This is a genomic window from Cellulosimicrobium funkei, from assembly GCF_900155925.1.
Classification (GTDB): Bacteria; Actinomycetota; Actinomycetes; order Actinomycetales; family Cellulomonadaceae; genus Cellulosimicrobium; species Cellulosimicrobium funkei.
The window spans coordinates 397,971-412,309 of sequence record NZ_FTMI01000003.1; the positions used below are offsets into that span (position 1 = coordinate 397,971).

A 14,339-nucleotide genomic window follows, 5' to 3' on the forward strand; every position below is an offset into this window, starting at 1 on the left:
CCGGGCGAGGCGTAGCGTCGCAGGCATGGCCCCGCTCCACCAGGTGGAGCTCGTCCCCGACGACGAGCCCGCGCCGGGCGGGCGCGGCACACCCGCGGAGGGGGCACCCGGGCGCGCGGCCCCTGGCCGACGACGCACCCTCCTCGCGCGCGTCGTGGCGCCTCTGCTCGCGCTCGCGCTCGCGGTCGCGCTCGGCGCGGTCGCCTCGTGGCGCTCGTCGACGGCGGAGCAGGCCCGCCTCGCCCACACCGGCGCCGTCCGTTCGCTCGCGGTGCCCCCGACCCCCGCCTGGTCCGCGGACGCCGCCGCCCCGCGCGTAGCCGTCGTCGACGACGTGGTCGTCACGGTCACCGCCGCCGGGGTCGAGGGGCGCGACGCCGCCTCGGGCGCCCGGCGCTGGCTCGCTCTCGACGCGACCGCCTCGTGCGGACCGGCCGCCGACGAGGCGGCGCGACCGGTGACCGGCGCGCTCGTGTGCGTGACGGGACCCGCGCTCGCCCCGGTCGCGCACGTCGTCGGCCCGGACGGCCCGGCCACCGGCCCGGTGCCGTTGGGCGACACGCTCGGCCGCGCGGTCCCCGCGCCCGACGGGACCGTGCTGCGGTGGGCCCGCACGGGAGGGGTCGTGCACCTCGCGCTCCAGGACGCTCGCACGGCGCGCGTGCGCTGGCGGCACGACGTGCCGCCCGACGACGCGGAACGCACCCCGATGTGCCGGCCCCAGGTCGCCGGGCAGGCCGCCGCCACCGTCGAGGACGGCCTGCTCGTCGTGCGGGGATGTCGCGTCAGCGCCGTCCTCACCCTCGCCGGCGCCCGCATCGACGCCCCCGGCCCGGCCGTCACGACCGACGTCGTCCCGCTGCCCGACGGGACGTTCCTGCGCACCCGCGTGCTGCCGCCCGGGCGCGGGGCGACGACCGAGCTCGTCGCCCCGGACGCGGCGGTGCTCGCCGCCGTCGACGGTCGGCTCCTGCGGCCGCTCGTCGGCCCCGAGGACGACGCTGCCCCCTGGCTGGTCGCCACCGCCGACGGTGTGCGCGCCCTCGCGGCCGCGGACGGCTCCGGCGACGGGCTGCGCGAGCGGTGGCGGCTCGCGCAGCCCGTCGCCCAGGTCGTCGCGCTCGCGGCTGAGCGCGCCGTCGTCGTCACCGGCGAACGGGTCGTCGCCCTGGACGCGCGCTCGGGCGAGCCCGTGTGGTCGTGGCCGCGCAGCTCGCCCGCCGGTCGCCCTGCCGCGCCGGGCGTCGGCACGGCGCCCGGGGGCACCACCACGACGGCGGACGACGGCACGGGCACCACGGGCGTCCGGGTCGATCTCACCCGTGGCGTCGCGGCCGCGTTCACCGACGGCGTCACGCTCGCGGACGGTCGCCCTCTCGCTCGAGGACGGGGACGTGCGCTGGGACGTCGTCGGTGACGGCGACCCGTCGGGGTTCACCGCCCTGGCGGGGTACGTGGGGCACGTCGACGCGGGGTCGTCGCGCGTCGTCGTGCTGGAGCGTCGTCCGCGCGGGAGGAGTCGTCCGCGTGCGAGAGGACGACGAGGGCGAGAACCTGTCGGGAGACCGGCGCTGCCGTCCGGGCCGCCGGACCGAGGTGAAGGAGGCCGTCGTGCCGAAGCGTGACCCGGGTCCGAGCGTGAAGGACCCCGACCTGTACGAGAAGCTGCGGGACGAGGGCGACTCGAAGGAGAAGGCGGCCCGCATCGCGAACGCCGCGGCGGGCTCGTCGCGCACGAGCGTGGGCCGCAAGGGCGGCAAGGCCGGCGACTACGAGGACTGGACCGTCGAGAAGCTGCGCAAGCGCGCCGCCGAGATCGGCATCGAGGGGCGGTCCTCCATGCGCAAGGCGGAGCTGGTCCGCGCGCTGCGCTCGCACTGAGTACGCGCCAGGACCCGCCGGGGACGGGCTCGTGCGGGATCTCACCCGCGGCGCGACCGTCTTCCGGTCGCGCCCGGGGTGCCGCCCGCTACGGTGAGTGCGTGCACCTGTCCGCCGACTCCGCCCTGCGCACCGCCCGCCGTCTGCTCTCCCGTGCGCTCGTGGTCGCCGTCGCGGCACCCGTGACGGTCGCGGGCGTGCTCGTCACCGCGGACGCGATCCGCAAGCGCCGCAACGCCACCGAGGCCTCGTTCCCGCGCTCGGCCCCCGCCGACGTCGAGGTCGCGGGCACCACGACGACCGTCTTCACGTACGGCGAGGACGTGTACCGGGAGATGCTCGGCGCGATCCGCGGCGCACGGCGCCGCATCCTGCTCGAGACGTACATCTGGAAGGCCGACGCGCTCGGCGAGGAGTTCAAGCAGGCGCTCGTCGAGGCGAGCGAGCGCGGCGTCGAGGTGTTCGTCGTGTACGACGGCTTCGCGAACCTCGTCGTCCCCCAGGCGTTCTTCGACCTGCCCGAGCCGATCCACGTCATCCGGTACCCGGTGTTCCGCCCGGGCGTGCTCATGCTCAACGTGCGCAAGTCCGGTCGTGACCACCGCAAGATCCTCGTCGTCGACGACGAGATCGCGTTCGTGGGCGGGTACAACATCGGCGCCCTGTACGCGACGCAGTGGCGCGACACGCACGTGCGCCTCGTGGGGCCGAGCGCGTGGGAGCTGCGCAACGCGTTCGTCGACTTCTGGAACGCGAACCGCGCCTCGGACCAGCCGCTGCTCGCCGACCCGGGGTCGGTGCACTGGGAGCCGCGGCTGCGCGCGGCCCGCAACGCGCCGGCGCACCTGGTGTTCCCGATCCGCGGGATCTACCTCGACGCGATCGACCGCGCGAGCTCGCACGTCTACATCACGCAGGCGTACTTCATCCCCGACCGGGAGATCCTGGCCGCGCTGCTCGCGGCCGCGGCGCGCGGCGTCGACGTGCGGGTCCTCGTTCCCGAGCGCTCGAACCACGTGCTCGCGGACTGGCTGTCGCGTGGCCTGTACACGGCTCTGCTCAAGGGCGGGGTCCGCATCCACCTGTACCGCAACGCCATGGTGCACGCGAAGACCGCGACCATCGACGGCGCGTGGACCACGATCGGCACGGCGAACATCGACCGGCTGTCCCTCACGGGGAACTACGAGGTGAACCTCGAGATCACGGACCCGGGGGTGGCCGAGCAGATGGAGAAGGTCTTCGAGGTCGACCTGTCGAACTCGCGCGAGCTGACGCTCGACGAGTGGGACTCGCGCTCGGTGGCGGCGAAGCTCAGCGAGGTCGTCCTCACTCCCCTGCGCCCGCTGCTGTAGCAGCGCCGCCGTCGTCGCCGTCCTTCGGGCGACGACGACGGCGGGCGGGTCCGCGGCTCAGCGGGCCGGGTCGGAGCGCAGCACGTCGGCCGCCTCCTCCTCCGGTCGCGGCGGCACGGTCTCGTCGGTCTCGAGCAGCGCGACCTCCCCGAACTCGGGGTGCTCGTCGCGCAGCTCGCGCGCGACGGCGTCCGCCGCGCCGTCCAGGGCGCCCGCGGCGACGTCGATCGACTCCCCGGTCGTCAACGGCCGGTACTCGTACGTGCCGCCGGTGCGCTGCTCGCCCAGGAGCCGGTTCACGAGGCCGTGCCCGACGTCCGACAGGAGCGCGTCGTGCACCGGCACCACGACCCGCGGGTCGAGCGCGCGCACGAAGTCGATCGTCTCGGCGAGCTTGAGCCACGGCGCCGAGACGGGCGCGAGCAGCACGTCGAGCCGCCGTCCGCCCAGCACGCCCGCGTCCGGGGCGTCGAACGAGTCGCCCGGGTGCAGGAGCGTCGCTCCGTCCCCGCGCACGAGGTACGTGACGTTCGCGATCCGCGGGACGTCCGGGTGGATCACCGCGTGCCGGCCGCCGCCCACCACGACCTCCAGACCGCCCAGGTCCAGGCCGTCCCCCGGCGCGACGACGTGCACGCGCGACGCCGCGCCGTCGGGCAGCGCCGGACGCACCGCGGCGGCCACCTCCTCGGGCGCCCACACCGTGAGCTCCGGCCGGGCCGCGAGAGCGTCACCGAGGGCGCCGGTGTCCACGTGGTCGGGGTGCTGGTGGGTGAGGAGCACCGTGCCGGCGTCCGCCAGCGCAGCAGCGGCGTCGCTGAACGTGCCCGGGTCGATGGCGACGACCTGACCGCCGTGGCGCACCGTGACGCACGCGTGACCGTGGAACGTGACCTGCATGGAACCTCCTCGAGTCGTCCTTGCCCGCCCCGCCCGTGCGGGGGCCGGCCCCTCAGCCCACCACGAGGACGAGGTCGCCGCCCTCCAGCTGCTGCACCGCGCCGATCGCGACCCGCTGGACCGTGCCCGCGACGGGCGTCGTGATCGCCGCCTCCATCTTCATCGCCTCGACGGTCGCGACCGTCTGCCCCGCCTCGACGACGTCGCCCACGACGACGACCGGCGTCACGGCACCCGCGAACGGCGCCGCCACCTGGCCCGGCTGGGTCGGGTCCGCCTTCTCGGCGGTGCGCGCGTCCACGTCCACCGCGCGGTCGCGCACCTGGATCGGGCGCAGCTGCCCGTTGAGGGTGAACATCACCGTGCGCATCCCGCGCTCGTCGGGCGTGCCGATCGCCTCGAGGCCCACGAGCAGGCGCACGCCCTTGCCGAGCGCGACCGCGACCTCCTGCCCCGGCTCCAGCCCGTACAGGTACGTGGGGGTGTCGAGCACCGACACGTCCCCGTACGCCTGGCGCACCTGCTCGAACTCCTTCGTCGGCCCCGCGAAGAGCAGGTGGTTGAGCCGACGACGGCGCACCTCGCCCTCCTGCGCGAGCTCCGCCTCGTCCTCGGCCGAGAGCGGCGTGACCCCGGCCCGCGCCGCACGGCCGGCGAGCGCGCGCGACCGGAACGGCTCCGGCCAGCCGCCGGGCGGGTCGCCCAGCTCGCCGCCCAGGAACCCGACCACGGAGTCCGGGATGTCGAACGACTGCGGGTCCGCCGCGAACTCCGCCGGGTCCGCGCCCGCCGCCACGAGATGCAGCGCGAGGTCGCCCACGACCTTCGACGACGGCGTCACCTTCACCAGCCGCCCCAGGATCCGGTCCGCGGCCGCGTACATCGCCTCGATCTGCTCGAACCGGTCCCCCAGGCCCAGCGCGATCGCCTGCTGACGCAGGTTCGACAGCTGACCGCCCGGGATCTCGTGCTCGTACACGCGCCCCGTCGGCCCGGGCAGACCCGACTCGAACGGCGCGTAGACGCGGCGCACCGCTTCCCAGTACGGCTCGAGGTCCGCGACCGCCGCCAGCGACAGCCCGGTGTCGCGCTCGGTGTGCTCCAGCGCGGCGACCAGCGCCGACAGCGGCGGCTGGCTCGTCGTCCCCGCCATCGCGGCGCTCGCGGCGTCGACCGCGTCGACGCCCGCCGCGGCGGCGGCGAGCAGCGTGGCCATCTGCCCGCCGGACGTGTCGTGGGTGTGCAGGTGCACGGGCAGGTCGAACCGCTCGCGCAGCGCGGTCACGAGCCGGCTCGCGGCGGCGGGCCGCAGCAGCCCGGCCATGTCCTTGATCGCGAGGACGTGCGCACCGGCGTCGACGATGCGGTCCGCGAGGCGCAGGTAGTAGTCGAGCGTGTACAGATCCTCGGCCGGGTCGAGCAGGTTGCCCGTGTAGCACAGCGCGACCTCCGCGACCGTCGTGCCGGTCGCGCGCACGGCCTCGATCGCGGGACGCATCTGGTCGACGTCGTTGAGCGCGTCGAAGATGCGGAACACGTCGATGCCCGTCGCCGCGGCCTCCTCGACGAACGCCTCCGTGACGCGCGTCGGGTACGGCGTGTACCCGACCGTGTTGCGCCCGCGCAGCAGCATCTGGATCGCGAGGTTCGGCATCGCGGCACGCAGGGTCGCGAGCCGCTCCCACGGGTCCTCCCCGAGGAAGCGCAGCGCGACGTCGTACGTCGCGCCGCCCCACGCCTCGACCGACCACAGCTGCGGCGTCGCCCGCGCCACGTACGGCGCGACGGCCGCCAGGTCGTGCGTGCGCACCCGCGTCGCGAGCAGCGACTGATGCGCGTCGCGGAACGTCGTGTCCGTGACGCGCAGCCGCTGCTCGCCCCGCAGCGCCCGCGCGAACCCCTCCGGGCCGAGCTCGAGGAGCTGCTGGCGCGACCCGGGCGGGGGCGCGACCGTCAGGTCGAACGGCGGCAGCTTCGCCGCCGGGTCGCTCGTGACCCGCGGGTCCCCGTGCGGCCGGTTGACGGTGGTGTCCCCCACGTACGCGAGCAGGCGCGTGCCCCGGTCCGCGCTCTCGCGCGCGGCGAGCAGCTCGGGCCGCTCGTCGATGAACGACGTCGCCACGTTGCCCGCGACGAACTCCGGGTCGGCGAGGACCGCCTGCAGGAACGGGATGTTCGTCCGGATGCCGCGGATGCGGAACTCCGCCAGCGCACGACGCGCGCGCCGCACCGCCGTCGGGAAGTCCCGCCCCCGGCACGTGAGCTTCACCAGCATCGAGTCGAAGTGGCCCGACACGACCGACCCCGCCGTCGCCGTCGCCCCGTCGAGCCGGACACCCGCCCCGCCCGGCGACCGGTAGGCGATGATCCGGCCCGTGTCGGGACGGAACCCGTTCGCCGGGTCCTCCGTGGTGATCCGGGTCTGCAGGGCCGCGCCGTTGACGCGCACGTCCTCCTGCCGGATGCCCAGGTCCGCCAGCGTCTCGCCCGCCGCGATCCGCATCTGCGCGGACACGAGGTCGACGTCCGTGACCTCCTCGGTCACCGTGTGCTCCACCTGGATGCGCGGGTTCATCTCGATGAACACGTGCTGCCCCGCACGCTCGCCCACCGTGTCGACGAGGAACTCGACCGTGCCCGCGTTCTGGTACCCGATGTGCCGCGCGAACCGCACCGCGTCCGCGCACAGCGCGTCCCGGACCGCCGGGTCGAGGTTCGGCGCCGGCGCGATCTCGATGACCTTCTGGTGACGACGCTGCAACGAGCAGTCCCGCTCGTACAGGTGCACGACGTTCCCCGCGCCGTCCGCCAGGATCTGCACCTCGATGTGCCGCGGGCGCAGCACCGCCTGCTCCAGGAACACCGTCGGGTCCCCGAACGCGCCGTCCGCCTCGCGCATCGCCGCAGCCAGCGCCTCGGGCAGGTCCTCGCGCACGTCGACGCGCCGCATGCCCCGGCCGCCACCGCCCGCGACGGCCTTGACGAACACCGGGAACCCGATCTCGTCCGCAGCGGCCACGAGCTCGTCGACGTCCGCCGACGGCTCGCTCGACGCGAGCACCGGCAGGCCCGCCTCGCGCGCCGCCTTGAGCGCCCGCACCTTGTTGCCCGCGAGCTCGAGCACCTCCGGCGGGGGCCCGACGAACGTCAGCCCCGCCTCCGCGCACGCGCGCGCCAGGTCGGGGTTCTCCGAGAGGAAGCCGTACCCCGGGTAGACGGCGTCCGCGCCCGCCTCCCGGGCGACGCGCACGATCTCCTCGATGTCCAGGTACGCCCGCACCGGGTGGCCGGGCTCCCCGATGAGGTACGCCTCGTCGGCCTTGAGCCGGTGCTCGGAGTTGCGGTCCTCCTGCGGGAACACCGCGACCGTGCGGGCCCCCAGCTCGTAGGCGGCGCGGAACGCCCTGACGGCGATCTCCGCGCGGTTGGCGACCAGGACCTTCGAGAACACCGGCACTCCATCCGTCGAGCGTGGCGGCGTCGTCGGGCCGGGGAGGGCGCCACGCACCGCGTACCGGGCGATCCTCCCACGGCGTCGCCGGACGGGTCACCGCACCCGCTGTGACGAGGTCCACACGCCTCGCGGGGGTGCCCCGGCGCTCGCGGTCGGTCCGCCCGTGGTCCGGCCGGGCGAGGGGTCAGCCCGCGGTGCGGGCCTGACGGCGCTGGGCGAGCTCGTCCTGCGGGCTCGTCGCGGTGCCGTCCTCGTCCTCGAGGGACTCGGTCGGCAGCTCGGCGAGCGTGCCCTCGACCTCGCGCCACACGCGCCCGACGGCGATCCCGAACACGCCCTGGCCGCCCTGGACGAGGTCCACGACCTCGTCGGGCGAGGTGCACTCGTAGACGCTCGCGCCGTCGCTCATGAGGGTGATCTGCGCCAGGTCGTCCACGCCGCGCTCGCGCAGGTGCTCGACGGCCGTGCGGATCTGCTGGAGCGACACCCCGGTGTCGAGCAGGCGCTTGACGACCTTGAGCACGAGGATGTCGCGGAAGCTGTACAGGCGGTGCGAGCCCGACCCGGACGCCGGGCGGACGGTGGGCTCGACGAGGCCGGTGCGGGCCCAGTAGTCGAGCTGGCGGTACGTGATGCCTGCCGCGCGGCATGCCGTCGGGCCGCGGTAGCCGGTCGTGGTGTCCTGCTCGGTGATGTCCTCCCCGAAGAGGAGGCCCTGCGCGCCCTGCGGAACTGCCGCGCCGACACCGACGCTCGCCTCACCGCTGCTGTTCACTGTCGCCTCCTGGGGTGATGTCACGACCAAACTATGGGCGCCGTCCGGGGCCGTCAACGACCGACGCCCCGGGCGTGCGGGCGTGTCGCGCCCGCCACGTCGTCGCGCCGACCGCTGAACCCTCGACCCGAGGTCGAAGGTCTGTCTTGTCCGGTGTGTCCCGAAGCCTCGACCACGACCCGAGGGTCGGGCCGCCACGCACCGGGACCGCTCTACTCGTCCACCGAGAAGTCCTCGGGCTGGACGTGGTCGAGGAAGTCGCGGAACTTCTCGACCTCCTCCTGCTGCGCGACGTCGACGACCTCGACGCCCGCCGTCGCCACGACCTCCGCCGAGCACAGCACCGGGCTCCCGGTGCGCACCGCGACGGCGATCGCGTCCGACGCGCGCGAGTCGAGCCGCACGCCGTTGCTGAGCACGAGCTCGGCGAAGAAGATGCCGCCGTCGAGGGCGACGATCTCCGCCCGCTCGAGCCGCACGCCCACCGCGTCGAGCAGGTCCCGCAGCAGGTCGTGCGTCATGGGCCGCGGCGTGGGCAGCCCTGCCTGCGCCATGGCGATCGCGCTCGCCTCCCGCGGGCCGATGACGATCGGCACCACGAGCTCGGACGCGTCGTCGAGCAGCAGCACCACGATCTCCTGGTCGCGCTGCTGCTGACGGACCCCCAGCACCTCCACCGGGACCATCGGGACGTCGTCGCTCACTCCACCACCGTACGACTCCGCCCGGCATCCGGCAGGGGGTGCGCACCGGGCGTGCGCGCGACACGCGGAGGGCGTCGCGGGAGGTGCGGCGGGGCGGGTGCGGGCGTCAGCGGGTGAGGTCGTCGACGCCCTGGCGCACGAAGACGGTGTGCAGCTGCGCGCACAGCTCGCCGACCTCGGACGCGACGGTGCCGGCGTGGGCGCGCGCGGACGGGCTCTGCTGGCCGCGCCACGGCGAGACGACCTGCTGCACGAGGCTCACGTGGCGGTCGGCGGCGGTGCGCAGGGAGCGCAGGTGGCGGGGCTCGATGCCGTAGTCCGCGAGGCCGGCGGCGAGCACGACGACGTCGAGCGAGCGCGCGTCGAGCTGCCCGCCCGGTGCCTGGCGGAGCACGCCGGCCTCGATGAGGCCCTCGACGAGCTCGCGCTCGACCCCGGCGGCCGAGACGAGCGCGTCGACGGTGTAGCGCTGGCGGACGGCGGCCGACCCGGGCTCGCCGTCGGTGGTCGCGAGGCGGGGGGCGAGCGTCTCGGCGTCGGTCCCGGCGTCGAGCGCGGCGAGGCGGTCCTTGATGACCTTCAGCGGCAGGTAGCGGTCACGCTGCTCGACGAGCACGAACCGGAGCCGCTCGACGTCGGCGGGGCTGTACTGGCGATAGCCCGACGCGGTCCGCACCGGCTCGATGAGGCCCTGCTCCTCGAGGAAGCGCAGCTTGGAGTGGCTGACGTGGGGGAACTCGGCCCGCAGCGCGCGCAGCACGTCGGAGATGCGCATGGTCGCGCGGCGCGAGATCCCCTGGGGCCACGGTTCGGGCCCGTCCGCGGGCTCCGGGGCCGTGGCGTGCGCGGCGCCGGTCGACATGTTCACGACGGGGAGGCCGCGCCGCCCGCCGACGCCGCCGCGTGCGGGCTGGCGTGGAACGTGAGCCGGTACTTGCCGATCTGGACCTCGTCGCCCGTGCCGAGCGCGACGGCGTCGATCCGGCTGCGGTTCACGTAGGTGCCGTTGAGGGACCCGACGTCGCGCACGACGAAGTGCTCGCCCTCGCGCACGAACTCGGCGTGCTTGCGTGACACGGTGACGTCGTCGAGGAAGATGTCGGCGTGCTCGGAGCGCCCGGCGACGGTGCGCTCGGCGTCGAGGAGGAAGCGCGAGCCCTGGCCGGGGCCGCGCTGCATGATGAGCAGGGCCGAGTGGCGGGGCAGGGCGGCGACGGCGGCGTGCTCCTCGGGGCTCAGGCCCCCGGGCTGCACGCCCTCCTCGATCGGGGCCTCGATCCGGCCGAAGCTGACCGTCGTGTCGCTGGTCGCCCGGTTCGGCACCTCAGGACCGCCTGGGACACTCATCACGCCTCCTCGGGGCTCACGCACGTCGTGCTCGAGCTCGGAAACCGCACCGGGGGGCGAGCCCCGGGTGCGGGAAACTGGTGCTCGAAAACTACTACACCTGCAGGTCACGCGGTGCGTGCGACCCTCGGTCGTCCCAACCTACCCCGGCCCGTGGGCCCGCGGGAAGCCGGGTCACTCGTCGGCGGGGACGGGGGTCGCGTACCGGGGTGCGCGGGGCTCGACGGTCGCGGTGACCTCGGCCTGGTCCTGCTGGGTGACGGTGGTGCGCGCGCCGTCGGCCCGCAGGGAGGCCATGGCGCCGCCGGGGATCTCGAGCGCGGTCTCGAGCGTCGAGGGGTCGCCGATCGCGGTCCACCGGTACGGGGACGAGATCACCTGTCCGTCGACGACGACGCCGTCGGAGGTGTCCTCGAAGTAGCTGCTCGCGACGAGTCGGACGCCGTTGACCTCCATGGCCTCGGCGCCCGCGTTGCGCAGCTCCTCCAGCACGTTGAACAGGCCGAACGCCTTGAGCGGCTCGGCACCCTCGACGACCTCGATCTCGACGCCCGGGCCCTCGGCGGGGAGCCGGCCCGAGAGGATGCCGAGCGTCTCGGCCTGCTGCTCGGCGAGCTCGAGCGCGGCGCGCTCGCGGCCGGAGCCGGACTGCAGCTCGTCGCGCGTGGCCTCGAGCGAGGACACCTGCTCCTCGAGCTCGCCGGAGCGCTGGGTGACGTCGTCGAGCAGGCGCACGAGGTCGCTCTGGCGCAGGGAGGACAGCTGGTCCTCCTGCGTCTGGCTCACCTGGACGACGAGCGCGAAGCCGAGCAGCGCGCACAGGACGCCGACCATGACCTGGGAGCGCGACGCGCGCGGGCGCATCGCCCGGCCGAGGCCGCGCAGCCCGCGCGGCTCGGGCTGGGTGGGGGTGCCGTGGCGCCCGACGGCGGCCGTCGCCCCGGTGACCGGGTCCGGCTCGGCGGTGGGCGCGGTCTCGGCGTCCTGCTCGGGCGCCGCGGCTTCCGGGGTGGTCGTCGCGCCCGGCGTCGGGCGGTCCGGCGGGGTGGTGGCGGTGCGCGGGTCGTCGGTGCGGTCGTCGGGTGCGGGGCGCTCCCCCGCTGCTGCGGCGTCGCCCGGGACGGTGGGGTCGCTCGACACCGGGGTGCCCGGGTCGCTGGTGCCCGGGTCGCTCGGCGAGGGCGCGCCGGTCGGCGCGGCACCGGTCGGGGTCGTGCCGGCCACGGTGCTGCCGTCGTCCTCGTGGTGGTCGGTGGTGACCGTGGTCTGGTCACGGGCCGCCGGTGCGTCGCTCGACGTCGTGGGGTCGTCGGGGACCGCTGCGGGGTCGACCGGGTCGTCGTGAGGCGTGCCGGACGGCGCACCCGGGCCGGGGTCGGTCTCGACGGGGGTCGCCGCGTCCTCGTTCGAGTCGTCGGTGCGGGCCGGGGCGGGCTCGGCGTCGTGGGAGTCGTCGTCGGTCCCGGGCTCGGTGCCGGGGACGGCAGGGGTGTCGACGGCGGGGGTGTCGACGGCGGGGGTGTCGACGGCGGGGGTGTCGACGGCGGCGTCGTCACCGTCCGCGGGCGTGGCGGGGTGCTCGGGCCGGTCGCCCGGAGCCTGGTCGCGGGGGTCGCGGCTCATGCTCACGCCTTGAAGATGTGGCGCCGGATCGCGGCGGCGTTGGAGAAGATGCGGATGCCGAGGACGACGACGACGGCGGTCGAGAGCTGGCTGCCGACCCCGAGCTGGTCGCCGAGGAACACGATGAGGGCGGCGACGACGACGTTCGACAGGAACGACACGAGGAAGACCTTGTCGTCGAACAGGCCGTCGAGCCGGGCGCGCAGGCCGCCGAACAGGGCGTCGAGGGCGGCGACGACGGCGATGGGGAGGTAGGGCTGCAGCGACACGGGCACGGTGGGTTGCAGGACGAGGCCCGCGACGATGCCCACCACCAGTCCGACGACTGCGATCATTCGACGATCTCCTGCCCTGTCTCGTGCGGTGCGGATGGGGTCCCGGACCCGTCGGTCGTGCCCGGCGCGGGGCTGGTCTCCTCGGCGGGTGCGTCGGAGTCTACGGTCGTCTCGGGGGCGTGCGCGAAGAACAGCGTGGGCGCGGACCGGCCGGGCAGGTCGAGGCGGCTCTGCGTCGTGACGCCGGAGCGGATGCCGTACTGGGTGCCGAGGAGCTGGAGGAAGTCGGACGTGCCGGACCGCAGGAGCGAGGTGCGCATCGCGTCGGGGTCGCCGATCGCCTCGACGCGGTAGGGGCCGACGAGGGGCTGCAGGTCGACGAGCACGGCGTCGCCGGCGCTGCGGATCGCGGACAGGCCGGTCAGGCGCTGGTCGTTGATCGCGACGGCCTCGGCGCCGCCGGCCCACAGGGCGTTGACGACGCGCTGCAGGTCGGAGTCGTGCACGAGCGAGCTCGCGTCGGTGGCCCCGGAGGACAGGCCGCCGCCGGTGTCGTCGAGGGTGACGACGACGCCCTGGCCCTCGACGGGCTGCGTCCCGGTGAGCGCGCCCTCCTCCTGGAGGCTGTCGAGCACGTCGGCGCTCGCACCGCTCAGCGCCGCGCCCTGGAGCTGCTCGATCTCGCCGGACAGCTCTGCGCCGCGCGCGGAGAGCTCCTCGGCGGTGGCCTGGCGTTCGAGGATCTCCTGCTCGAGGGTCTCGCGTGCGGCGATGACGCCGGGCTGCGGGGCGCGCAGCTGCACGGCGGCGGCGGTGGTGACGATGCCGAGGACGACGGCGAGGGCGACGAGCGCGACGGTGCCGGTGCGCCCGCGGTGCGGGGTCTGCCCGGCGGCGCGGCGCGCGGCCGCGGCGGCGTAGCCGGGGTCGAGGGGGCGGTGCATGACCTCGTTGAGGAGGGTCATGGACGCATCTACGGGTGCGCGGCGCGCGGCGGCGGGCTGGTCCGGTCGCGTGTCGGTCACGGCGTCTCCTTCGTCGCGGTCCCGGGCCGGTCGGTGCGGGCGGCGCGGTCGCGCAGGACGAGCGCCCGGGTCTGCAGCACGTACTGCGCGCCCGCGAGCCAGTACAGGCCCACGCCCCACCAGGTGAACGCCCACCCGGTGACGGCGGCGACGTCGCCGAGCCAGCCGGGCATCTCCGCGAGGAGCAGCAGCGGGAACGCGTACAGCAGGGCGAACGTGCCGGCCTTGCCCGCGAAGCTCACGGGCAGCGGCCCGTAGCCGTGGCGGGCGAGCAGCGGCAGCAGTCCCGCGAGCAGGACGTCGCGCGCGACGATCGCGACGACGAGCCACACGGGCACGACGTCGCGCCACGCGAGCCCGAGGAGGGTGACGAGGATGAAGAGGCGGTCGGCGGCGGGGTCGAGCATCTGCCCGACGCGGCTCACCTGGTCCAGGCGGCGCGCGAGCACGCCGTCGAGCCAGTCCGACGCGCCGGACACCGCGAGGACGACCAGGGCCCACACGTCGTCGCCGCGCACGATGAGCACCGCGAACACGGGCACGAGGAGCAGCCGCAGGAGGCTGATGACGTTCGGGACGGTCAGGACGCGCGAGCTGACCTGCTGCCCTGCCGTCACACCCACCGCCCCGTGCTCGCGTCGCGCCGTCGCGGCGACCTGCCGCGCGCGACCATCCTACGTACCGGCCCCGGTGACCTGGGCCCTCATTTCGCGGCGCGGCGCCCCGCAGGGCCCGAAATCACCCGCTTCGCCCGGTGTCCGGGGCGGGCCGGGCACCGGCGGGGCGGGTGCGGGTGAGGGACGTCACCGGGCCCGGCCCCGCGGCCCGCCCGCGCGCTCCGGTACGATGGGTGGACGTCTGGAGTTCGTCGCTCGTCCCGCGTGTGTCCGTGAGAGTGGCCGACCCCCCTGATCTCCCCGATCGTGGCGGTGGCCGGCCTGGTGTGTTCGGGAGTGCGACCTGCGAGAACCGACCCGGTGACCGCACGCCACTCCACACC

General features: G+C 75.2%; 13 protein-coding genes. 3 read left to right on the forward strand and 10 right to left on the reverse strand.

Features of this window, described 5'->3' with window-relative positions:
* Nucleotides 1–25: 25 nt before the first annotated feature.
* The 3 genes from BXA05_RS09950 to BXA05_RS09960 all read left to right on the forward strand — a co-directional run bounded on the left by BXA05_RS09950 (nt 26) and on the right by BXA05_RS09960 (nt 3,236).
* Nucleotides 26–1,417, forward strand: coding sequence for a hypothetical protein (locus BXA05_RS09950; RefSeq protein WP_076404878.1), 1,392 nt, complete (start codon nt 26–28; stop codon nt 1,415–1,417).
* Between the two features lie 194 nt (nt 1,418–1,611).
* Nucleotides 1,612–1,881 carry a DUF7218 family protein gene (locus tag BXA05_RS09955; RefSeq protein ID WP_021482649.1) on the forward strand — a complete coding sequence of 90 codons (270 nt, stop codon included), beginning with the start codon at nt 1,612–1,614 and terminating at the stop codon, nt 1,879–1,881.
* Between the two features lie 107 nt (nt 1,882–1,988).
* Nucleotides 1,989–3,236, forward strand: coding sequence for a phospholipase D-like domain-containing protein (locus BXA05_RS09960; RefSeq protein ID WP_206154171.1), 1,248 nt, complete (start codon nt 1,989–1,991; stop codon nt 3,234–3,236).
* 57 nt (nt 3,237–3,293) lie between these two features.
* Here BXA05_RS09960 and BXA05_RS09965 read toward each other — a convergent pair whose 3' ends face one another.
* From BXA05_RS09965 to clsA, 10 genes are all read right to left on the reverse strand, one after another.
* Complete coding sequence (locus tag BXA05_RS09965; protein WP_076404879.1) at nt 3,294–4,136, reverse strand: MBL fold metallo-hydrolase; 843 nt, start codon at nt 4,134–4,136, stop codon at nt 3,294–3,296.
* Between the two features lie 52 nt (nt 4,137–4,188).
* Entirely contained in the window at nt 4,189–7,587 is a 3,399-nt protein-coding gene (locus BXA05_RS09970; RefSeq protein WP_076405036.1) for a pyruvate carboxylase, read from the reverse strand.
* Nucleotides 7,588–7,774: 187 nt separating this feature from the next.
* Nucleotides 7,775–8,365, reverse strand: a complete 591-nt coding sequence (locus tag BXA05_RS09975) for a MerR family transcriptional regulator (RefSeq protein WP_021482353.1) — start codon at nt 8,363–8,365, stop codon at nt 7,775–7,777.
* 212 nt (nt 8,366–8,577) lie between these two features.
* Nucleotides 8,578–9,051 carry a bifunctional nuclease family protein gene (locus tag BXA05_RS09980; protein WP_024839673.1) on the reverse strand — a complete coding sequence of 158 codons (474 nt, stop codon included), beginning with the start codon at nt 9,049–9,051 and terminating at the stop codon, nt 8,578–8,580.
* Between the two features lie 124 nt (nt 9,052–9,175).
* Nucleotides 9,176–9,931 (reverse strand): transcriptional regulator FtsR, encoded by a 756-nt coding sequence (gene ftsR / locus BXA05_RS09985; protein WP_061267299.1) that lies wholly within the window; start codon nt 9,929–9,931, stop codon nt 9,176–9,178.
* A gap of 2 nt (nt 9,932–9,933) precedes the next feature.
* Nucleotides 9,934–10,416, reverse strand: coding sequence for an FHA domain-containing protein (locus tag BXA05_RS09990; protein ID WP_021483194.1), 483 nt, complete (start codon nt 10,414–10,416; stop codon nt 9,934–9,936).
* 174 nt (nt 10,417–10,590) lie between these two features.
* Nucleotides 10,591–12,039, reverse strand: a complete 1,449-nt coding sequence (locus BXA05_RS20540; RefSeq protein WP_076404880.1) for a DUF881 domain-containing protein — start codon at nt 12,037–12,039, stop codon at nt 10,591–10,593.
* Between the two features lie 2 nt (nt 12,040–12,041).
* A complete protein-coding gene (locus BXA05_RS10000; RefSeq protein ID WP_021483549.1) occupies nt 12,042–12,374 on the reverse strand; it encodes a small basic family protein in 333 nt (110 codons plus the stop codon).
* Nucleotides 12,371–13,339 carry a DUF881 domain-containing protein gene (locus BXA05_RS10005; protein ID WP_076404881.1) on the reverse strand — a complete coding sequence of 323 codons (969 nt, stop codon included), beginning with the start codon at nt 13,337–13,339 and terminating at the stop codon, nt 12,371–12,373. Before BXA05_RS10005 ends, BXA05_RS10000 begins: the two co-directional genes overlap by 4 nt.
* Nucleotides 13,336–13,956 carry a cardiolipin synthase ClsA gene (gene clsA / locus BXA05_RS10010; RefSeq protein WP_076405037.1) on the reverse strand — a complete coding sequence of 207 codons (621 nt, stop codon included), beginning with the start codon at nt 13,954–13,956 and terminating at the stop codon, nt 13,336–13,338. The genes BXA05_RS10005 and clsA overlap by 4 nt, the downstream gene beginning before the upstream one ends.
* Between the last annotated feature and the right edge of the window lie 383 nt (nt 13,957–14,339).